Raw genomic sequence first — 21,536 nt, 5'->3', positions numbered from 1 at the left:
GCCCGCTGGCTGATAGAAGGACAGGGGCTTGTGCTGTCTGATATAATTTGAGGTATCAGATTGATAGAAAGGAAGAGATCATTTGAAGTTCATACATACTGCCGATTGGCATCTGGGCAAGCTTGTACACGGTATCTACATGACAGAAGAACAGCGCTACGTACTCGACCGGTTCGTTGAGCTTGTGGAAGAGGAGAAGCCTGATGCTGTCGTCATCGCCGGAGATTTATACGACCGCAGCGTACCCCCGACAGAAGCTGTCGAGCTGCTGGATGAAACCTTATATAAAATCAATGTGGAGCTGAATACCCCCATTGTCGCCATCTCGGGTAACCATGATAGTGCAGAAAGGCTTTCGTTCGGTTCCTCATGGTACAAACAGAGCGGTTTTCACTTGAAGGGTAAACTGACGGACGATTTCACCCCTGTGACGATTAACGGGGTGCACTTTCACTGTGTACCTTACTGTGAGCCAGGGACGGTCAAACATCAACTTAAGGATGAACATATTACTTCTCATCACACCGCCATACAGGCAATCGTGTCGCGCATCAAAGAAAATTTGGGAGACGGCCCAAATGTCCTGGTCGGTCATGCCTTCGTACTCGGCGGACAAACCACGGATTCAGAGAGGATATTATCAGTGGGAGGTTCAGGCTGTGTAGGTGCTGAGTTATTTGATGCCTTCGATTACACGGCTCTTGGTCATCTCCACAGTCCTGATGCCATTAAGCATGATAAAATCCGCTACTCGGGGTCCTTGATGAAATATTCATTTTCAGAGGCTGCACAGAGAAAATGCGTCACCATAGTAGAGATGGATCCCGATGGGCGATTTCAATTGAAGGAAAAGATCCTAAAACCCCGGAATGACATGAGGGAATTGGAAGGGTATCTGGATGAGCTCCTCGATCCTGCCTTTTATGTGGAACAGGAAGTAAGGGACTACCTAAAAATAACGCTGAAAGACCAGGGGGCCCTGATCGACCCGATCAATAAGCTGCGGCAAGTATATCCGAATGTCCTTCATCTCGAACGGAAGCTTGAACGTACAGACGAAAAGAAGAAGCAGTCCGTACGTCTTCAACAGCACAAGCAGACATCGGGGGTCGAACTGTTCAAAGACTTTTATAACGAAATGACCAGTAGCGATTTCACTGATGAAAAAGAAGCCCTCATCCAACGGGCCTTGGAGAAAGCCACAAAGGAGGTTGAAGCGCGATGAAGCCATTACAGCTGACCATGCAGGCATTCGGTCCTTATGCTTCCAGGGAAGTCATCGACTTCCGTGAACTGGAGAACAGGACGATGTTTGTCATCTCCGGAAAGACGGGTGCTGGGAAAACGACGATCTTTGATGGGATTTCATATGCTATATACGGTAAAGCAAGTGGGGAAGACCGCAGTCCGGTCGATCTGAGAAGTCAATTTGCGAAGGAAGATGAGTTAACGGAAGTGGAACTTCTATTCACCCTGCGCGGAGAAACATACAAGATTTGGCGCTCTCCCCAGCAAGAGAAAAAGAAGGCAAGAGGAGAAGGGTTCACCACCATGAATGCACGCTCGGAGCTTTATCGGCTGGGTGGTGATGGGGAAGAACTGCTAGCAGCAAATGTACGGGAAGTAGATGAAAAGATCCGCAGTATGATCCAACTAGACGCCAATCAGTTTCGTCAAATCCTTATGATCCCACAGGGGGAATTCAGGAAGCTTCTCACTTCGGACAGTAAAGATAAAGAAATCATTCTTCAAAGGCTTTTCCATACTGAATTATACAGAGCTGTTCAAGAACAATTGAAGGAAGAAGCCGACCTCCTCAAGCATCGGGTTTCATCATCCGTTGAAGAGCGCACCAGGGAGCTTTTGAACATCCGTTACGTTGACAATGAGGAAATGCGTGAGCTGCTCCTCTCCGATCCGCTGAAGGATCAGACCATCATGGAGCTTCTCCCGACCCACATTCAATCATTGAACGGATCAAGGGGAAAGGTAGAAGAAAAACTGGTGGAAATCCAAGAGAAAAGGGATGCCCTCCAACGGGAACTTGCCGAGGCCAGGTCGCTGGATGAGCAGTTCAAATTGCAAGAAGCCCTCCTCCAGAAGAAAGGAGAATTGGAAGGGGAAAAACCGCGTATAGATCAGGCTGAAAGGGAAATCCAACGGGCCAACTATGCCGCACTCCTGGTACAGCAGGATGATTACTGTAAAAAATTGAACAAAAAGCTGAAAGCCGAAGAAGCGACACTTGAGCAGCTTATGGAAACGAAGAAACAGATTGAAGCCCGTCTAGTTAAGGCCAAAGCGTATTTTGAGGAAGAGGCCAGAAGACAGGAAGAGCGTGACCAGGTGGAACGGTATGTGCTGGAGCTTGAAGGGATGGAAAAGCAGATCCAATCGATCGACGAACTTCAAAGGGACACAGCCGTCTTGAAGAAAGAACAGGATCAGTGCCTTCAAAACGTCCACACCAACAAAAAGCAGGCGGAGGTCATCAGGGGTGGGATCAAAGAACGGGAAGCCGAGCTTGAAAAAGCGGATGATCTTTTCGAAGAGATTCATGGTGTTGAAGAGACGATTCGCGAGAAAAGAGAAAAACAGGACCTATTGGAAGAGTTGTCCATCCTTATTCAAAAAGAAGAAGCACTATCGAATTCAGTCGGGTCCCTTAGGAGGGACGAGGCTGCAAATGATGCCCGTTTGTCCGATGCACGGTCCACTTATCTCTATCTTGAGGATAAGCGTAACTCCGCTCATGCAGACCGGCTTTCTGCTCTATTGGAAACGAACCAGCCTTGTCCGGTCTGCGGGTCCCTTCACCACCCTGAACCTGCAACAGGGCAATCGGAATTACCTTCAGAGGTAGAGCTTGAAGCGGCAAGGAAAGCAAAGGAAGAGCTTGAAGAAGCAAAGGGAAGGCTATCCATAGAAATCGGTAGGGAAGAAGGCAGGCTCCAGGGAATCCAGGATCAGTGCCGTGACAGGTCAGAGCGCTTGAACGAGCGGATGGGTTCCTTTAATCGGGACAACACCCAAGTGACATTGCATGATATCCGTGAAGAAATAAGGAATCTCCGTTTGAACCTGAACCAGTTGCGATCCCGCGAAGACAGGGTGAAGGTTCTAAAAGACGAAGTGAAACAGGAGAGATTGAAGCTTGAAGAACTCCATGAGGTGATCCAAGAGGCAGAGGCCCGCTTGGAAAAAGCAAAATCAGAGTACCTTTCTTCTCATGCGAAACTTGCGGAAATCACCTCCTCCATACCGGAAAATCTTCGCTCCCCTGATGCGTTCAGGACCGAACTATCCAATGCCAAAAGGAAGAAGGAAGAACTGAAACGAGCTCATGAGCAGGCCCAGGAAGCTTTTAACAGACTTCAAAACGAAGAGCAGATCAAACAGGGTCAGATCAACGATAAACACCAATTGCTCACTTCCTTGCAGAAAGAAATGAAGGAAGAAAGGCAACAGTTCAAAGACATGATGGACAAGCAGGGCTTCAAGGATTATGGTGCTTATATAGAGGCCAAAAGAAACGAAGAACAAATTCTTCATCTTACTGATCAGGTGAGAAAGCACGGAGAAGAAATGCGGTCGGTCCATGATCGACTGGCTGACCTCGGAAAGCATCTTGATGGGAGAGAACGCCCTGACCTCGAGTCCTTGAATCAAAGCATCATCTTCTGTACTGAAGAGTTGAAAATGGCGAATCAAGAACTTAATCGCATTCAGACGGATATATCACAGAATGAAGGGATCTATCGCCGGGTCAATGACATCAATGAGGGGATCAAGGAGCTGGAGGCACAATATCTTACCGTGGGTCACCTGGCGGAGATCGCACGTGGACAGAACACCAATCGTATTACGTTTGAACGGTACGTCCTCGCCTCCTTCCTGGAAGATATCTTATTGGTGGCAAATGAACGGCTGAGGAAAATGACATCGGGCAGGTATGAGTTGATCAGGAAGAATGACAGAAGCAAAGGGAACGTCCAGAGCGGGCTTGAATTGTTGGTGTTCGACCAATTTACAGGACAGGAACGACATGTGAAGACACTTTCTGGTGGAGAGAGCTTCAAAGCGTCTCTTGCACTGGCTTTGGGACTTGCCGATATCGTTCAACAGCATGCCGGCGGCGTGTCCCTTGAAACGATGTTCATAGACGAAGGATTCGGAACCCTGGATCCTGAATCCCTTGATCATGCCATTGAAGCTCTGATGGATATTCAAAGCAGCGGAAGACTTGTTGGAATCATTTCACACGTACCTGAATTAAAAGAACGGATCGATGCAAGACTGGAGGTCATTTCTTCCCAGAACGGGAGCCGCACGGAATTCAGAATTTCAGGATAGGGGGCATATGATGAAGAGGGTGATCGGTGTAGACGCAGGAAGCACGTTGACCAAGCTGGTTTATAAAGAGGATGGAAGAATGCACTACAAGAAATTCCTAACCAATGATCATCTTTTCATCCGACAGTTGCTTAAGCTTGATCCTGTTGATTCGGTCGTGGTGACCGGTGGAAGGGCAGACTTATGGAGGGACATGAAAAACGTCCCTCTTCATGAGTTTGATGCCGTCACACTTGGGACCCGAGAGCTACTGAAACAGGAAGGGAATTCCCTGGACGAATTCATATTGGTGAATATCGGAACGGGGACGTCCTTCTTCCGAGTGAAAAAGGACGAGTACGAGAGAGTGTTAGGCAGCGGGATCGGCGGGGGAATGTTTATGGGACTGGGCAGGAGATTGACAGGGGTGACAGACTTTGAGGACTTGGCGGGGCTCGCCGAAGAGGGGACACGCAAGAACTCAGACCTGCTCGTCGGGGATATATACAGGGAAGAAGAGGTGGGCATCGCACCGCATTTAACGGCGTCAAACTTCGGAAAACCCCCTTCATCGGCTGAAAGTCCGGGTGATCAACTGAGGTCGTTGACGAATATGATGGCGGAAACCATGATCCTTTTATCAATGAGCATCGCTCCCCAAACATCCAAGCCCTTTCTAGTGTTTGTGGGAAATGGCGTTGAGGGGAATGCGGCGCTTCAAGAGGATTTGGGAAGTTTCAGGGAATGGCTCGAGTACACGCCTTTGTTCCCCGATAAAGGTGGGTATGCAGGGGCGCTGGGGGCATATATTCAAGGCTTGAATTCACAAAATGGTCATTGATAATCAGTTGGCGGTGATTGTATTTGCACCCATTCTTTACTAACATAGAATATGGAGAACAGAATCAGAGGGGGTATGGTTTTGAAAAGGAAAGCGTTTTTATTAGTGATCGGCTTCATCATGATCCTTCTGTCAGCTTGCAGCAACAGCGGTTTCCAAGCAGATACCAATTACAAAGTGAAGAATTTTTCATTCATCAATCAAAAGGGCGAAACAGTGACGTTGGATGATCTGAAGGGAGAGGTATGGATCGCCGATTTTATCTTCACCAATTGTGAGACAGTCTGTCCACCGATGACATTCAATCTGACCAAGCTCCAAAAGGATTTGAAAGAGGAAGGGGTAGAGGATTATCGCATCGTATCCTTCAGCGTTGATCCCGAGAATGATACCCCTGAGAAATTAACGGAGTACATAGGCAACTTTGAAGCAAATACCGATAAATGGGATCTGCTTACAGGCTATGAATTCGACAAAATCAAAAATCTGGCCGAGGACTCCTTTAAGTCAGTCGTGGCCAATGTTTCGGATTCGGATCAAAAGATTCATGGGACCAGTTTCTATCTGGTTGACCAAGAAGGGACCGTCGTGAAAACCTACAGTGGGAATTCGGATGTTCCATATGACGAAATGGTTTCCGATATAAAAGCCCTTATAAAAGAAGGGGAAAAATAAGCCTGAAAGAGACTGGGACAAACGTGTTTTAGACATAGTAAACCCGAATTCATTTGCCTACGATCAGGCAGAATGGTTCGGGTTTTTTAATTTGTTTCATGATCAATACGATTTCATTTTCTAGCGGTTGATTGGAGTGCAAGAGGAAGACTCCTGCGTTAAGAGTAGCTTAGGGGTGAAGGCGGAGGCTCAGGGGCTACCCGCGGGAAGAGAAGTCTTGCACGGAAATCATGAGCGGTATAAAGAACCGATACTGATACTGGTCATTAATTGGTACGATTTTAGTTTTGTCCCAACCGCTTTTTCATATGTTTGAAAGAGATTTCTATCATGGTGGGACCCGACATAGACTGGATAGTGGATGACGATGTAAAAGTGGCAGGTTCCGGTTTCGGTGTGATAGAGTAATGAAGATAGTTTGAAAAGCGCAGGTGAAGGAACATGAGGAATAAGGGTATATTTATTGTGGATTGTCTTATAACGTTCTTTATTCTTCTTTGGGGACTGAATGCTTTTATGAATGGCGAGATCATAAAAGGGATCTTGTTTGGATTATGTTTTATCATCATGGCCGGAGTGTTCATTTTTCGCTTCAGGCAGAAGAAGTGAGGATGGTGATGAAGTAATATGATGGAGCTTTGGCGATCATTCGGCTGGTCGGTGCCGATCTTGCTAACCGCCGCCACCGCCTTGATCATGATCATCATCACGAATCAAGGCCGGTCCCGCAAGCGGGATCTTCTCCCGAAAGTGTTCACGATTCTCTCAATCGGGGCTGTCTGCCTCCTCACATTGACACCTTTGGATGGACCGAATATATCGGAAGGCCAAACCAATCTTGAGCCATTTTCAAACTTGAAGTTGAACCTTCATGGCCCGCATGTGGAAGTTCCCATAAGGAATCTTCTGGCAAATGTTCTGTTGTTCGTCCCATTCGGTTTTTTCGCAGCCTGGTGGATGAAGAGGAAGAAGGCATTGTGGTTGAAAGTGACGGGTGCTGGTGCACTACTGTCCTTGATCATTGAAGCATGTCAGTATACATTCCCTCTCGGAAGGGCGACAGATATCGACGATTGGATGATGAATACCCTGGGTGCCTTGATGGGGGTCCTCTTGTTTGGGCTAGGCCAGAGCCTATATAGAATAATAAAGAACAACTGGAGAAGAGGAAGGCCGTAGACTACGGCCTTCCTTTGTTATGTATCACGCCCCTCCTTAAGACAAATGCTATAGGAAAAAGGAGGAGGGATAAAATGAAGAAATGGACGATTTGGAGTCTGAGTCTCTGCCTTTTCCTTTCGTATATACTCTGGCTGATGAATGTGGATGTGAAAAAAGGAGCGGCAGAATATGAACGAAATCATCCACCGGTCCAGACCTCCTTCTATGATGGAAAGGCGTCGATCCTGAATGATGGTAAATCATTTTACTCTTCTTTAACAACAGACGTCGAGAACGCCCGGCATTCGGTCAGCATCCATTTCTTCATTATACGGGACGATGATGTGACCCGCCCCTTCTTTTCTTTGCTTCAGAGAAAAGCGGAAGAAGGGGTCGATATCCGGTTATCGGTTGACGCTGTCGGATCGGATATGAAAGCCAGCACGATCGAAGGCCTGAAAGCGAGCGGTGTGAAATTCCTCAAAAGCCGACCTGTCAAACCTGAACATGTATTTTATCGTCTGCATCATCGAAATCACAGGCGGATCATCGTCATTGATGATACCATCACCTATATCGGTGGATTCAATTTGGGCAAAGAATATATCGGGAAAGATCCTGACCTTGGCTACTGGAGGGATTATCATCTTCGGATCGAAGGTGACGTGGCCATAGAAGCCGCCCTTCAATTTAACCGTGATTGGAAGGAAGATGGCGGCAAGGGAAGGAAGACATCCGAAGGGAAATCGACTATCCATTCCGGTGATTCCCGCTATTCCCTGCTGCTCAATACAGGTGGGGATCTGGAAGGGAGGATGCGCGAATGGATAGATGGAGCAGAGGAAAGCCTCATCATCGCCACTCCTTATTTCATTCCGACGGATTCCCTCATGACTTCACTGAAAAATGCCGTCTCCAGGGGAGTGGATGTGCGCATCCTCGTACCGGATGAAACGGATGCGTGGTTCACGAAACCCCCTGGCTATAAAATCGAAAAAGAACTCCTTGAGGCAGGAGCGGGTGTATACCTGTATGAGAAAGGTTTTTTTCATGGGAAGGTCATGATCATCGACCATCAATGGGCAGATCTTGGAACGGCGAATTGGGACCCGCGAAGCTTGTTCTTGAATGATGAGAGCAACTGTATAATCGAAGGGAATAAGGTAACAGAGCTTGAACAATTGGTTCTAAAAGATATGGAGGATGGCCGTCGTCTATCATTCAAGGACTTTGAAGAAATTCCCCTGTGGCAAAAAGGTCTGGAGTACACACCAAAGTGGGTTTTTCGCTACTTTTAGAAGGAAATGTGTTACAATGTAACAATGGTTTTTTCTGCCCGTGAATTGCATGGACGGGATCAGAAAGAAGATTGAAACGCAACAAAGGAGAATTTGAATGGACTCGGCAGTGATATTTGATATGAAGGAAACATTTATGAGAGAGGACGGCGGGCAGGAGCTGTGGAAAGAAGAAGCGCCAGAGCTTATTCACTACCTTTCTGAGCGCGGATACAAAATAATGGTCATGAACTGTCCAGGGATAGAGCAGGCAAAAAATTATATGAAACAACTTGGGTTAATGGGGTGCGTAGACGGTTTCTATGATAGGCATGCTTCTCTGCCACCTGAATTAACGGATTGTTCAGCGGGTATTCTTGTAGGGGGAAGTAAATCAAAGCTCTCAGAAATGGGCTGTCTTACCGTATGTATCGGGGGAACGGGTTCAGAGGATGGGGCGGATGTTCTCCTGACAAGGCCCCTGGAACTGAAAGCCTACCTAAAAGCGATGAGGGAAGAGGTGCAGTATGAAGGAAAAGGAGATGCTTTCCATATTTAATGATCAATACGAACGCATCGGAAAGGCGGATCGTGAAGACGTCCACTCAAAAGGATATTGGCATGAGACGTTTCACTGTTGGGTTGCCTTCCATGATCAGGGAAGGGATATCGTCTATTTTCAACTGAGAAGCATGGATAAGGGGGATTTTCCGGGTCTGCTTGACATTACGGCAGCCGGACATCTGCTGGACCATGAGGCAGTTTCGGATGGGATCAGGGAAGTGTACGAGGAGCTCGGTCTTACGCTTGCATTTGAGGATCTTCATCCTTTGGGAGCGTTGAAAGAGGAATTGATTGATGGTCCATTGATCGATAGGGAATGGGCGAATGTGTTTCTCCTTAAACAGCATGTTCCATTTGAAGCATTTCAGCTTCAAGAAGAAGAAGTGGCAGGGATTTTTGCAGCAGGTCTTGATGATGTGGAGAAATTGATCGAAGGAGAGAAGGATTCGATTCCAGTGGATGGATTCAGGATTCGAAAAGGAAAGAAGGAGTTCATCAGTTCAAAGGTTGCTTTGAATGCATTTGTACCTCACGAAGCTTCTTATATGGTCCAAGTGATTGATCGAATACGTGATAGATTAAGAGGGTAGTCATACATATTTTTTACAGCGAAAGAGGGAAACGACTTGAATGGAACGGCACATATGACAGTTGGAGCGGCTGTCGGCTTCATCATTGCCCAAACGTACGGTGCGGATGCCGTTGATACTGCCTCACTGGTTGCTGCGGGCGGGGTGGCTGCGCTTATTCCGGATCTTGATGTGAATGGCAAGCTCAGCAATAAAGTCACTTTTTCCTCGAAAATGGTGAGGTCTGCGGTCCAGGTGGTTGCACTATTGGTGATGCTATACAGCTACTTGGAAGGATCAGGGAATGAGAGATGGCTGGGGATTGGATACGGTGTAGTCGTCTTGATCTTCTCTACGTTCATCACCCAAAGAAGGATGCTTACCATCACGGGCATAGGGATAGCGGCCTGCGGATTCCAGCTTGATACATCTTGGATGTGGCTGATGGGGATCTACGTGATCATCGCCTCGCTGGTTTCACACCGTACATACACTCATTCTCTCCTCGGCATCATCTATTTTTATTTTGTGGCTCTGGCATTTCAGGATGCTGTTGGGGTGGATGGGTTGTTTCAGGCATCCATGATCGGCTATATCAGTCATCTGATCGGGGATATGAAATTCCTCCCTTTCAATAAAAAAGGAGTGAAACTATTCCTCCCCATATCCTCTAAAGAAATCTGAAATGATGGAAAAGTTTGACTGTTTGAATACGATACAGTATGATAATAAAAAAAGATAGTTGAGCGTTGATAAAGAGGAGTAAACGGAACAGATGCCACAGAGAGCTGATGGTTGGTGTGAATCAGTGCAGATGACCGTTGAATGGACTTTGGAGCTTCCCGGTACGGGCGGATTTCCCACCGATAAAAGGGAGTCCGACGGTGAATGGTCACCGTTGGCCGATAAGCGCATGCTTGACGCATGAACGAAGGTGGCACCACGGGTCTCCCGTCCTTTACAGAGGACGGGGGACTTTTTTATTTACAGAACATTTACAGACCATCACTGAGGAGGAAGACTAAAGATGAAACACAGGGTGTTGACAGGAATCAAGCCTACCGGAAAAATTCATTTGGGTAACTATGTGGGAGCCGTCAAGCCTGCACTGAAGCTGGCGGAATCAGAGGAATATCAGGCCTCTTACTTCATCGCCGATTATCACGGGATGACCAAAGTGCAGGATGCGGAGGAAATGCGGAACCTTTCAAGGGGGATTGCGGCAGCGTGGCTCGCACTGGGTCTCGATCCTGAAAAGGTGACGTTTTACAGACAGTCGGATGTACCGGAAATTTTCGAACTCACATGGATCCTCTCCTGCGTCACACCTAAAGGGCTTCTCAATCGTGCACATGCTTATAAAGCGATGACCGATGGTAATCAGCAGGCGGGACAGGATATCGACCATGGTGTAAACATGGGGATCTACACATACCCCGTCCTCATGGCATCGGATATTCTTTTATTCCAGGCAGACAAGGTGCCAGTGGGGAAAGATCAGCTGCAGCACATCGAAATTGCCCGGGATATTGCCGGATACTTTAACAAGCAATATGGAGAAACCTTCAAACTCCCTGAGCACTTCATCCAGGAGCAGTCCGCTATTGTACCGGGCCTGGACGGAAGGAAAATGAGTAAATCTTACAATAATACCATTCCTCTCTTCGAAGAACCCGCCAAGCTTAAGAAGTTGATCAATAAGATCAAGACCGATTCTTCGCTTCCGACAGAACCGAAGGACCCTGATCAATCTGTAATTTTCGCTTTGTACAGGGAATTTGCCTCTCCAGAAGAGGTCAACGTGATGAAGGAGCGGTTCATGGAAGGAATCAGTTGGGGAGAGGCGAAAGCGGAATTGTTCCAAGCCATCAACGGAACGATGGCCGGCCCAAGGGAAAAGTACTTGGAATTGATAGAATCGCCGGAAAAAATGGACGCAATCCTCGCCCGTGGAGCCCGAAAAGCAAGGGAGACAACTTCTCCATTCCTTGCAGAAATCAAAAAAAAGGTAGGGATCCTTTAACTACGTACACCAAGCAATACAAAAGCCCGGACACCCTGGTTATGTGGGCGCCCGGGCTGATTGCGTTGACCGGGTATGACTCGTTAAGGCTTAAGGATCACTTTGATGTTCCCATCTGATTTTTCATCGAAGATTTTGTACCCTTCGCTTGCCTGTTCCAGTGGAAGGGAGTGCGTGATGATATCAGTCGGGTCAAAGGTCCCGTTTTCGATCATGCCGTAGAGCTTCGGCATCAGATGGATCACCGGTGCTTGTCCCATCTTAAGTGAAACGTTCCTGCTGAAGAAGTCCCCGATCGGAAAACGGTTCGCCTCAGTCGCATAGACACCCGTCAACTGGACGGTTCCGAACTTGCGTACAGCCTGGGAAGCGGTGATGATGGGGCGGATCGTTCCAAACTGATTATCAAAGTCAGATCCGAATGATTCATCGGAAGCTACAGTGCCGTCCATCCCGACGCAGTCGATCACCACATCCGCCCCGCCATTTGTGTCTTCATGAAGCAACTGGCCGATATCCGGGTTGTGGGAAAAATCATAGATTTCTGCTCCATTCGTCTTCTTGGCATGTTCAAGCCGGTGCTTCACCTGATCCACGGCAATGACTCTTTTTGCCCCTTTTAATTTGGCGAATTTTTGAGCCATGAGCCCGATTGGCCCACTTCCCAGGATAATGACGGTATCACCGGCCTTCACCCCGCTGTTCTCGACGCTCCAATAAGCAGTAGGAATGACATCTGAAAGGAATAGGACACTTTCGTCAGAAAGTTCGCTTTCTTCCGGAACTTTAAAAGAGGTGAAATCTGCATAGGGGACCCTCAGGTATTCGGCTTGTCCGCCAGGGTAGTTACCGTTCATCTCGGTAAAACCGAACAGCCCGCCGACTTCACCATGAGGGTTTGACTCATCACATTGACTTTCCATCTGATTTTGGCAGAAGAAACATTCCCCGCAGCCGATATTGAAGGGGATCACGACCCGATCTCCTTTTTTCAAAGTTTTGACGGCCTCGCCCACCTCCTCGACGATTCCCATCGGCTCGTGACCGACTATATAGTCCCGGGGCGGCTCGATTCCTGCCTTATATAGATGCAGATCCGATCCGCAAATTCCGCTTGCCGTGATTCGTACGATCATATCCGTGCTTTCCTGGATATCGGGTGTGGCCACTTCCTTGACCGTCATATTTTCCTTGCCTTGGAACGTTACTGCTTTCATTATTGTCACTCCATTCACATTTTGTAAGATTATTGTAGATGTTTAGACATAACCGGCCTGCATTAAACCTAGGAACGGCATCTTTTGAAAAGCTTCAGTCCCTCATTATTGGAAAGGAGCACACGGAACACTTCGATGACTGTGAAAGAAGTCTGAGTTTTGGTTTAAATTCGTCAATTCGCATTGACATTTTCCCTATACTGGTATAAATTATGGGAAAGCCATTAAACAATCATATATGCAATTCTTATCAAGAGAGGTAGAGGGACTGGCCCGATGACACCTCAGCAACCAGCCGTAAGTAAGGTATGGTGCTAATTCCAGCAAGCCGATTCAGGCTTGGGCGATAAGAGGGATTTTAACCATTCAAACCTTCTTATACGTATAAGAAGGTTTTTTGATGTAAATAGGGATAAAGGAGAGGTCGCGATGAGCCGACATATTGAAACATTACTGGTGCAGGCAGGGAACAGGAAGGATGCAGGAACGGGTGCTGTCAGTCTCCCCATCCACCTATCGACAGCATATGAACATAAGGGCATCGGGCAGTCGACGGGCTATGATTATTCCCGGACGGGTAACCCAACGAGAAGTACACTGGAGGAAATCCTTGCCCAGTTGGAAGGGGGGCATAAGGCATATGCCTTCTCATCCGGTATGGCTGCTGTCCATGCCGTCCTGTCCCTGTTTCAAAGCGGGGATGAACTGGTTGTTTCCAAAGATCTGTACGGAGGAAGCTACAGGCTATTTAAACAGTACGAAGCACAGTATAAGATGAAGTTCCGCTTTGTCGATACAGCATCCATCGAGGAAGTGGAAGCATCAATCAGTCCTTCCACGAGGGGGATTTTCGTCGAAACGCCGACCAATCCCCTGATGAATGAAGCACCCATCAAGGAAATCAGCCGGGTGGCAAGGAAACATGATGTCCTGCTCATCGTTGACAACACCTTTTATACCCCGGTCATTCAACGTCCGATTGAAGAGGGGGCCCATATTGTCATCCATAGTGCGACGAAGTATCTCGGAGGCCACAATGATGTATTGGCTGGTGTAGTGGTAGTCGACTCCGAACCACTCGCCGACAGAATTTATACGGTACAGAACTCAATCGGTGCCACACTTGCACCACTGGACTGTTGGCTCTTGATAAGAGGAATGAAGACGCTTGGCCTGAGGATGAAACAGCACGAATCAAATGCAAAACAAATTGCTTCGTATCTTGAAAGTCATCCTTCCATCATCGATGTTCTCTATACGGGAAAGGGCGGGATGCTCTCGTTCCGCCTGAAAGAAGAGGAGTGGGTGGGACCGTTCCTGGAGCGTCTGGAATTGATCACATTTGCTGAAAGCCTTGGGGGGGTGGAGAGCTTCATCACATACCCGGCTACTCAGACACATGCGGACATTCCGGAAGAAGAACGGATCACACTGGGAATATGCAACCGACTTTTACGATTTTCAGTAGGTATCGAGAATGCAGGCGATCTGATTCAAGACCTTGAACAGGTATTGACAAATCTTGAGGAAGAGGTGTATTCACATGAGTGATAAAAAGGAGTTCAGCATCCAGACGTCCCTTATCCACAGTAACGGAGTAGATAAAGAGACCGGCGCGGTCAGTACGCCGATCCATCATGCGACCACGTTCCACCAATCGGATTTTGATCAGTATGGAAACTACGATTACAGCCGTTCAGGTAATCCCACCCGTGAAAAAGTCGAAGAAGCCATCGCGGAACTGGAGGGCGGAGTGAAAGGATTTGCTTTTTCATCGGGTATGGCTGCTATCTCCACGAGCTTCCTTCTGTTATCCGGTGGTGACCATGTCCTGGTATCGGAAGAGGTATATGGCGGCACATACAGGATGATTACGGAAGTACTGACGAAATTCGGGATCGAATATTCATTCGTCGACATGAAGGATCTCCATGAGGTAGCGTGTGCCATACGCCCGAATACGAAGGTCATCTACATGGAGACCCCGTCAAATCCGTTGCTCAATATCACCGATATTGAAGGTGTCGTCAAGCTAGCCAAAGCACATGGATGTATGACGTTCCTTGATAATACATTCATGACGCCCCTTCTCCAAAGGCCGCTCAGTCTAGGAGTGGATGTCGTCCTCCACAGTGCGACGAAATTCCTTGCCGGTCACAGTGATGTTCTGGCGGGACTCGCCGTGACAGGGAACGAAGAGATTGCCAAAAAGCTTGCATTCTTACAGAATTCCTTTGGAGCAGTCCTTGGTGTGCAGGATTGTTGGCTGCTGCTTCGCGGCATGAAGACCCTTCATGTGAGATTGAAAGAGTCGTCCCAATCCGCCTTCAAGATAGCCAGATTCCTGGAGAAAAGGGGGGAGGTGGAGCATGTTTATTATCCAGGCCTCACCTATCACCAAGGTCATGAGATCCAGGTAAGGCAGGCTGAAGGACCGGGAGCGGTGCTATCCTTCCGGCTAAAGGGAGCAGAGGAAGTAAAGCAGCTCATCGACAATATCAACATTCCTGTATTTGCTGTGAGCCTTGGGGCAGTGGAGTCGATTCTATCCTATCCATCAAGGATGTCACATGCCTCCATGCCGCGGGAAGAAAGGGAAAGAAGGGGGATTACAGACGGTCTTCTCCGACTTTCCGTAGGACTGGAAAATGTCGATGAACTGATTGCGGATCTTTCCAAAGGACTGGATGCCATAAAATTAACTAAACCATCAAGAATCATTAACTTGTAGGAGGGAGTGAACAGGATGAACACTCTATTGGATGCACTATCTGAAAACATACTGATTGCGGATGGTGCGGTCGGAACCCTTCTATACTCGTATGGGGTTGACCGATGTTTTGAAGAATTGAATCTATCCCATCCCGAAGAAATCATCAATGTGCATAAGCAATATATCGAGGCGGGCGCTGATATCATCCAGACCAATACGTATGGCGCCAATTATGCAAAACTTTCAAGGTACGGGCTGCAAGATCAGGTGAAGGAAATCAATGAAGCGGCCGTCAAGCTGGCGAAGAAGGCAGCGAAAGAGGGGACGTATATCCTCGGGACCATAGGGGGGATCAGGGCCATCAATCAGCATATCAGCCTGGAGGAAGTGAAACGGGGTTTTCGCGAACAGCTATACTGCTTGCTCCTCGAAGGGGTCGACGGGATCCTCCTGGAAACCTATTATGACTTTGAAGAGCTCACGACTGTGTTGCAGATCGTGAAGAAAGAAACTGATCTGCCTGTCATCGCACAGGTATCCATGCATGAAACCGGGGTATTGCAAAACGGGATGGATATTAAGGACGCCCTTGGGGAACTGGAACTCCTCGGAGCCGATATCGTCGGGATCAACTGCCGGATGGGTCCTTTCCATATGGTAAAGTCCCTGGAAGGAGTTCCTTTGCCCAAGTCGTCTTTTTTGTCGGTCTATCCGAACGCAAGTCTACCAAACTACGAAGAAGGACGGTTCTACTATGCTGCGGAGCCTGACTATTTTGGAGATATAAGCAATGAATTGCGCCTTCAGGGTGCCAGAATCATCGGGGGCTGTTGCGGGACGACTCCAGCACACATCAAAGCCGTTAAGGAACGACTGATTTCAAGGGTGCCGGTAAAAGAAAAAAAGGTGAAAAGACAGGAGCTGATCAAGCTCAAAGATCCCCTACTCCAAAAAAGCCTGCTCCACCATAAAGTAAAAGAGAAAAAAACACTCATTGTCGAACTGGATCCCCCGAAGCATCTGGATACCGGATTGTTCTTCCAAGGGGCAAAAGCATTAAAAGAAGAAGGAATCGATGCCATAACCCTCGCTGATAATCCCCTTGCTTCCCCACGGGTCAGCAATGATGCTATGGGGACCCTTGTTCAACAGAAATACGACCTTGACCCCCTCGTGCATATCACGTGCAGGGATCGTAACCTTATCGGCCTGCAGTCCCATTTGATGGGCCTTCACACCCTGGGGATTCATAATATTCTGGCGATAACAGGGGATCCTGCGAAGATCGGTGATTTTCCAGGTGCTGCATCGGTGTACGATCTTTCCTCCATCGAACTGATCGAGCTGATCAAGCAGAATAATGAAGGCCTATCCTTTTCGGGAAAATCTTTGAGACAGCGGACGAACTTTTCGGTCGGTGCAGCCTTCAATCCAAATTTCAGGCATTTGGACGCTTCCGTAAAACGTCTGGAGAAAAAACAGAGTGCAGGAGCGGACTACTTCATTTCGCAGCCGGTTTTCAGCTGTGAACATCTCGTTCAAATTGCAGAGGCAACCAGGCATTTGCAATCACCGTTATTCATCGGGATCATGCCCTTGATCAGTTCACGAAATGCCGAGTTCCTTCATCATGAGGTACCTGGGATCAAGGTGCCCGATCAGGCAAGAAGATTGATGAAAGAAGCGGAGGGAGATCCTCTCCAATCCAGAGCGGTCGGAATGGGGATTGCAAAAGAATTAGTGGAAACGGCAATGGAGCTGTTCAACGGTCTATACATCATCACCCCGTTCATGCGCTACGATATGAGCGTAGAATTGATCCGGCATGCGAATGTCATAGAAAAGGAAAAGAGGGAAGTACCATATGACCACAACATTGTTTGAACAACAGCTCAAGAAGAAAATCATGATTCTTGACGGAGCGATGGGGACGATGCTTCAACAGGCAAATCTCTCTCCGGAAGATTTCGGAGGGGAAGAACTGGACGGCTGTAATGAACATCTGGTGTTGACGGCACCAGACGTCATTGCCCATATTCATGCCGAGTACTTGCGAGCAGGGGCGGATATTGTAGAGACCAATACATTCGGAGGGACCCCGGTCGTCCTGGATGAATATGGGATCGGGCACAAAGCTTATGAGATCAACCGGGTGGCTGCTGAACTTGCAAGGAAGGCAGTAGATGCGGTCAGCACACCGGAATGGCCAAGATTCGTTGCCGGGGCAATGGGACCGACCACGAAAACACTATCTGTCACGGGTGGGATCACATTCGATGAACTGGCCGATGATTACAGAGTGCAGGCAGAAGGCCTACTAGCTGGTGGAGTAGATGTCCTTCTTCTCGAAACGAGTCAGGACGCCCTGAATGTCAAAGCGGCAAATATAGGGATCAAACAGGCCTTTTCCACTGCTGGCAGAGAGATCCCGATCCTTCTTTCCGGAACGATCGAGCCGATGGGCACGACGCTTGCCGGTCAGAATATTGAAGCATTCTATTTATCACTGGAGCATTTGAATCCACTAGTTGTGGGTCTGAATTGTGCCACGGGACCCGAATTCATGACTGACCACCTGAGGACCCTATCAGGCCTTTCATCCTCTTATGTGAGCTGCTATCCCAACGCGGGGCTGCCGGATGAAGAAGGCCATTATAATGAAACACCTGCATCCCTTAGTGTCAAAATGAGAGGATTTGCCGAGAAAGGCTGGTTGAATCTTGTCGGCGGCTGCTGCGGAACGACGCCTGAACACATCCATGCCATTGGTGAAGCGGTGAAGGACCTGCAGCCACGGCAACCGGAAGTGGTTCATCCCCACGCGGTTTCTGGCATCGAGCCCTTTATCTATGATGATCCCGATAATCGCCCCATCCTGGTAGGGGAAAGAACCAATGTGATCGGATCACGGAAGTTCAAGCGGTTGATTTCAGAAGGGAAGATCGAAGAAGCATCTGAGATTGCCCGGGCTCAGGTGAAAAATGGTGCTCAAGTGATCGATATCTGTCTGGCCGATCCTGACCGCGATGAAGCCGAAGATATGAACGTATTCATACAGGAAGCTGTTAAAAAAGTGAAGGTTCCCCTCGTCATCGATTCAACGGATGAAGAGGTCATGGAAGGGGCCCTCCGGTTCATTCAAGGGAAGGTGATTATCAATTCTGTCAACCTGGAAGACGGAGAAGAGCGTTTCGAAAAGGTGGCAACCCTTGTGAAGAAATACGGAGCAGCCATCGTGGTGGGGACCATCGATGAGGAGGGCATGGCCGTCAGTGCTGAGCGCAAGGTGGAAATTGCCCAGCGATCCCACAAGCTTTTGACCGGTAAATACGGAATCCGTTCCGAGGATATCATCTTCGATCCCCTCGTATTCCCAGTAGGAACCGGGGACGAACAGTATATCGGTTCGGCTTCGGCAACGATTGAAGGGATCAGGAGGATCAAAGAGGTGCTACCCGAGTGTCCGCATATTCTCGGTGTGAGCAATGTGTCCTTTGGGCTTCCGCCGGTTGGAAGGGAGGTCCTGAATGCCGTCTATCTTTATCACTGCACGAAGGCAGGACTCGACTACGCCATCGTCAATACAGAAAAACTTGAGCGGTTTGCATCTATTCCTGAAGAAGAGGTGGCGATGGCCGAACGGCTGCTTTTTGATACAACTGATGCCACTCTAGCGGAATTCACTGCCTTCTATCGCGGGAAGAAGAAAGAATCCAAGGTACCTATCAATACCATGACCCTTGAAGAGAGGCTCGGTCACTACGTAGTGGAAGGCACAAAGGAAGGCCTGTTGCCTGATCTAGAGCAAGCCTTGCAAACGTATGATTCCCCCCTGTCCATCATAAATGGTCCTTTGATGGCCGGCATGAGTGAAGTGGGAAGGCTCTTCAACGATAACCAACTCATTGTTGCTGAAGTACTGCAGAGTGCAGAAGTGATGAAAGCATCGGTTGCCTTCCTCGAACCCCATATGGAACAAAGTGAATCCTCTTCCTCTAAGGGCAAGGTCATCCTTGCTACCGTGAAAGGGGATGTCCATGATATCGGCAAGAATCTGGTAGACATCATCCTCAGTAACAATGGCTATGAGGTGCATGACCTTGGAATCAAAGTGGCCCCCCAGGAGCTCATAGAGGTCATCAAAAAAGAAAAACCGGACATTGTCGGTTTGTCAGGGCTGCTCGTTAAATCCGCTCAGCAGATGGTCATCACAGCACATGATATGAAGCAGACAGGGATCGACGTTCCCATTGTTGTCGGAGGAGCCGCACTGACCCGGAAATTCACCTCCACAAAAATCGCCAAGGAATATGCCGGACTTGTGTTATATGCCAAGGATGCCATGGATGGGCTCAGCATCATGAATGGCATTCAAGATGTTGAAAAAAGAAAAGAGCTGGAACAAAAGCGTACACTGGACCTTGCTTCACATTCTGAACCGGCAGTCCTCAAGGAGGAGGAAGGTGGGGGCCTTGCGGTAAAAGTCCGGTCGGAAGTATCGACAGACGTCGATGTCTTCGTCCCCGCAGACTATAACGATCATATCATCCGGGAATTCTCCCTGGATCATATCCGGCCATACATCAATGAGCAAATGCTTCTCGGTCACCATCTCGGAATCAAGGGGAAGATCACAAGGCTCCTTGCTGAAGGCGACGAGAGGACGGTCGGACTTAAAAGGATGGTTGATGAATTATTTTTAAAAGCCAAAGAGGATGGTCTGATACAGGCGTCTGCTCTCTATCGGTTCTTCCCTGCGCAGGCTTCGGGGGATGACGTACTGATTTATGATCCGGAAAATCCTCAGAAGGTAATCGAAACATTCCATTTCCCGAGACAAAAAGGGAATCAACATCTTTGTCTCTCTGATTACTTGAAGCCGGTCGAAAGTGGAGAGATGGACTACGTAGGCTTCTTTGCCGTCACAGCAGGATATGGTATCAGGCAGTGGGCCAAAAAACTGAAAGACGAAGGAAGATTCCTGGAAAGTCATGCCCTTCAAGCTCTCGCACTGGAAACCGCTGAAGGCCTGGCCGAAAGGGTGCATGAAATGATGAGGAGCAGATGGGGGTTCCCTGATCCGGTCGATATGAGCATGCAGGATCGATTCAGGACAAAATATCAGGGACAAAGATTCTCTTTTGGCTATCCCGCCTGTCCCGACCTGGAAGATCAGAGCAAGCTTTTCAACCTGATTCAGCCTGAACGCATAGGGATCCATCTCACCGATGGATGTATGATGGAACCTGAGGCATCGGTCACTGCCATGGTATTCGCCCATCCGGAAGCGAGATATTTTAATGTTCTATAAAAGAAACGGAAATCCTTTAAAGGATTTCCGTTTCTTTATGTACGAATGTAAAACCCATTTCCTGTAGGGCGATGGCGATGGTTGGCTTCACTTCCAAAGACGAAAAATCGATGCCCATCTGAATGGCCGTTTGAGCCACTTCCGGCCTGATACCTGATAATATGACATCCACTCCGATGAGATTCAGGGCGGAAATGATACGAAAAAGCTGCTGAGCTACCATCGTATCAACGATCGCCACGCCTGATAGATCGATGAAAAGAAAATCCAGTTCTTTTTTTAAGCTGTCCTGAAGGGAATGGGTAAGTATCGATTTTGCACGGTGGGTGTCGATGTCCCCGATTAAGGGAAGGATGCCGACTTGTGGAGCGACCTCTATGATAGGACTGCTCAATTCGTTGATCAGCTCCTGTTGACCGGATAGTATCCTGTCGGAATGGGTTTCAAAGGTTTTTAGAAACTCATCTGTCACCATGTCAAAGGTTTGAATGGTGCCAATCAACCAAACCAGGAAGCCGGGGGAGCCTACAAATTCATCAGGCAATGTTTCTTTCACATTGTCCATAAAGATCCGTTTGAACCTGTTGAATTCGGAAATTTCCAAGCTGGGTGACCTGGCAAAGTCGAGTCTTTCATCGGCAGCCTTTTCAGCCCAGCGTATAATCTTATCATCGGATGGGAAAGGCATGGAACGAAGGAGAAGGATGAACTCGATCAGTCCCTCCTTCAGGTCGTCGCCTTGAGGTGAACCTTTTGCCCACTCCTCTGCGATCCGCTCGCTTAATTCAAGGGTGAGATGTTGATGGATGAGGTTTGTGTCCATATGTCTCTCGCTTTCGTATAGAGTTTGATC

Annotated in this window: 16 protein-coding genes, 1 riboswitch and 1 other annotated feature; of the genes, 14 read left to right on the top strand and 2 right to left on the bottom strand. The window is 48.2% G+C overall.

The genetic code is table 11. The features are described 5' to 3' along the window. Positions 1-82: 82 nt before the first annotated feature. The 10 genes from ACNA6I_RS06460 (at position 83) to ACNA6I_RS06415 (ending at position 11,442) form a co-directional block, all read left to right on the top strand. Entirely contained in the window at positions 83-1,225 is a 1,143-nt protein-coding gene (locus ACNA6I_RS06460; protein ID WP_416313088.1) for an exonuclease SbcCD subunit D, read from the top strand. Then, complete coding sequence (locus ACNA6I_RS06455) at positions 1,222-4,353, top strand: AAA family ATPase (protein WP_416313087.1); 3,132 nt, start codon at positions 1,222-1,224, stop codon at positions 4,351-4,353. Before ACNA6I_RS06460 ends, ACNA6I_RS06455 begins: the two co-directional genes overlap by 4 nt. Positions 4,354-4,360: 7 nt before the next feature. Continuing rightward, positions 4,361-5,173 (top strand): hypothetical protein, encoded by an 813-nt coding sequence (locus ACNA6I_RS06450; protein WP_048003926.1) that lies wholly within the window; start codon positions 4,361-4,363, stop codon positions 5,171-5,173. 75 nt (positions 5,174-5,248) lie between these two features. Beyond that, positions 5,249-5,848 (top strand): SCO family protein, encoded by a 600-nt coding sequence (locus ACNA6I_RS06445; RefSeq protein WP_048013126.1) that lies wholly within the window; start codon positions 5,249-5,251, stop codon positions 5,846-5,848. Between the two features lie 627 nt (positions 5,849-6,475). Next, positions 6,476-7,027 carry a VanZ family protein gene (locus tag ACNA6I_RS06440; protein ID WP_053072133.1) on the top strand — a complete coding sequence of 184 codons (552 nt, stop codon included), beginning with the start codon at positions 6,476-6,478 and terminating at the stop codon, positions 7,025-7,027. A 74-nt stretch (positions 7,028-7,101) separates the two neighbouring features. Next, complete coding sequence (locus ACNA6I_RS06435) at positions 7,102-8,307, top strand: phospholipase D-like domain-containing protein (protein ID WP_416313086.1); 1,206 nt, start codon at positions 7,102-7,104, stop codon at positions 8,305-8,307. A 97-nt stretch (positions 8,308-8,404) separates the two neighbouring features. Beyond that, positions 8,405-8,845 (top strand): hypothetical protein, encoded by a 441-nt coding sequence (locus tag ACNA6I_RS06430; RefSeq protein WP_048013128.1) that lies wholly within the window; start codon positions 8,405-8,407, stop codon positions 8,843-8,845. After that, complete coding sequence (locus ACNA6I_RS06425) at positions 8,814-9,440, top strand: NUDIX hydrolase (RefSeq protein ID WP_048003922.1); 627 nt, start codon at positions 8,814-8,816, stop codon at positions 9,438-9,440. The genes ACNA6I_RS06430 and ACNA6I_RS06425 overlap by 32 nt, the downstream gene beginning before the upstream one ends. A 54-nt stretch (positions 9,441-9,494) precedes the next feature. Then, entirely contained in the window at positions 9,495-10,103 is a 609-nt protein-coding gene (locus ACNA6I_RS06420) for a metal-dependent hydrolase (RefSeq protein WP_231578833.1), read from the top strand. A gap of 56 nt (positions 10,104-10,159) precedes the next feature. Next, positions 10,160-10,381 (top strand) — a binding site (T-box leader). A gap of 65 nt (positions 10,382-10,446) precedes the next feature. Beyond that, a complete protein-coding gene (locus ACNA6I_RS06415) occupies positions 10,447-11,442 on the top strand; it encodes a tryptophan--tRNA ligase (protein ID WP_048003920.1) in 996 nt (331 codons plus the stop codon). 83 nt (positions 11,443-11,525) lie between these two features. On the opposite strand, the gene ACNA6I_RS06410 is transcribed toward ACNA6I_RS06415, so the two are convergent. Next, positions 11,526-12,659 carry a zinc-dependent alcohol dehydrogenase gene (locus tag ACNA6I_RS06410; protein ID WP_048003919.1) on the bottom strand — a complete coding sequence of 378 codons (1,134 nt, stop codon included), beginning with the start codon at positions 12,657-12,659 and terminating at the stop codon, positions 11,526-11,528. Positions 12,660-12,903: 244 nt separating this feature from the next. Then, positions 12,904-13,012, top strand: a riboswitch (SAM riboswitch). A gap of 76 nt (positions 13,013-13,088) precedes the next feature. On the opposite strand from ACNA6I_RS06410, the gene ACNA6I_RS06405 reads away from it, so the two are divergent. The 4 genes from ACNA6I_RS06405 to metH are packed head-to-tail and all read left to right on the top strand — an operon-like array spanning position 13,089 to position 20,683. Beyond that, the gene (locus ACNA6I_RS06405; RefSeq protein ID WP_048013130.1) at positions 13,089-14,210 is read left to right on the top strand and encodes a methionine biosynthesis PLP-dependent protein; all 1,122 of its coding nucleotides are present in this window, start codon (positions 13,089-13,091) and stop codon (positions 14,208-14,210) included. After that, the gene (metC, locus tag ACNA6I_RS06400; RefSeq protein ID WP_048003917.1) at positions 14,203-15,390 is read left to right on the top strand and encodes a cystathionine beta-lyase; all 1,188 of its coding nucleotides are present in this window, start codon (positions 14,203-14,205) and stop codon (positions 15,388-15,390) included. Before ACNA6I_RS06405 ends, metC begins: the two co-directional genes overlap by 8 nt. A gap of 15 nt (positions 15,391-15,405) precedes the next feature. Then, on the top strand, positions 15,406-17,256 hold the full coding sequence (locus ACNA6I_RS06395; protein WP_048015595.1) for a bifunctional homocysteine S-methyltransferase/methylenetetrahydrofolate reductase: 1,851 nt from the start codon (positions 15,406-15,408) through the stop codon (positions 17,254-17,256). Then, a complete protein-coding gene (metH, locus tag ACNA6I_RS06390) occupies positions 17,237-20,683 on the top strand; it encodes a methionine synthase (protein WP_416313085.1) in 3,447 nt (1,148 codons plus the stop codon). Before ACNA6I_RS06395 ends, metH begins: the two co-directional genes overlap by 20 nt. 16 nt (positions 20,684-20,699) lie before the next feature. Here the strand turns inward: metH and ACNA6I_RS06385 are convergent, their stop codons facing one another. Next, positions 20,700-21,506, bottom strand: a complete 807-nt coding sequence (locus tag ACNA6I_RS06385; RefSeq protein WP_053072134.1) for an STAS domain-containing protein — start codon at positions 21,504-21,506, stop codon at positions 20,700-20,702. Positions 21,507-21,536: the final 30 nt, after the last annotated feature.

The organism is Rossellomorea sp. FS2 (genome assembly GCF_047915635.1).
In the GTDB taxonomy this organism is placed as follows: domain Bacteria; phylum Bacillota; class Bacilli; order Bacillales; family Bacillaceae_B; genus Rossellomorea; species Rossellomorea marisflavi_A.
Note: the sequence above shows the minus strand (reverse complement) of the source record. Positions and strands in the feature narration are given on the sequence as shown.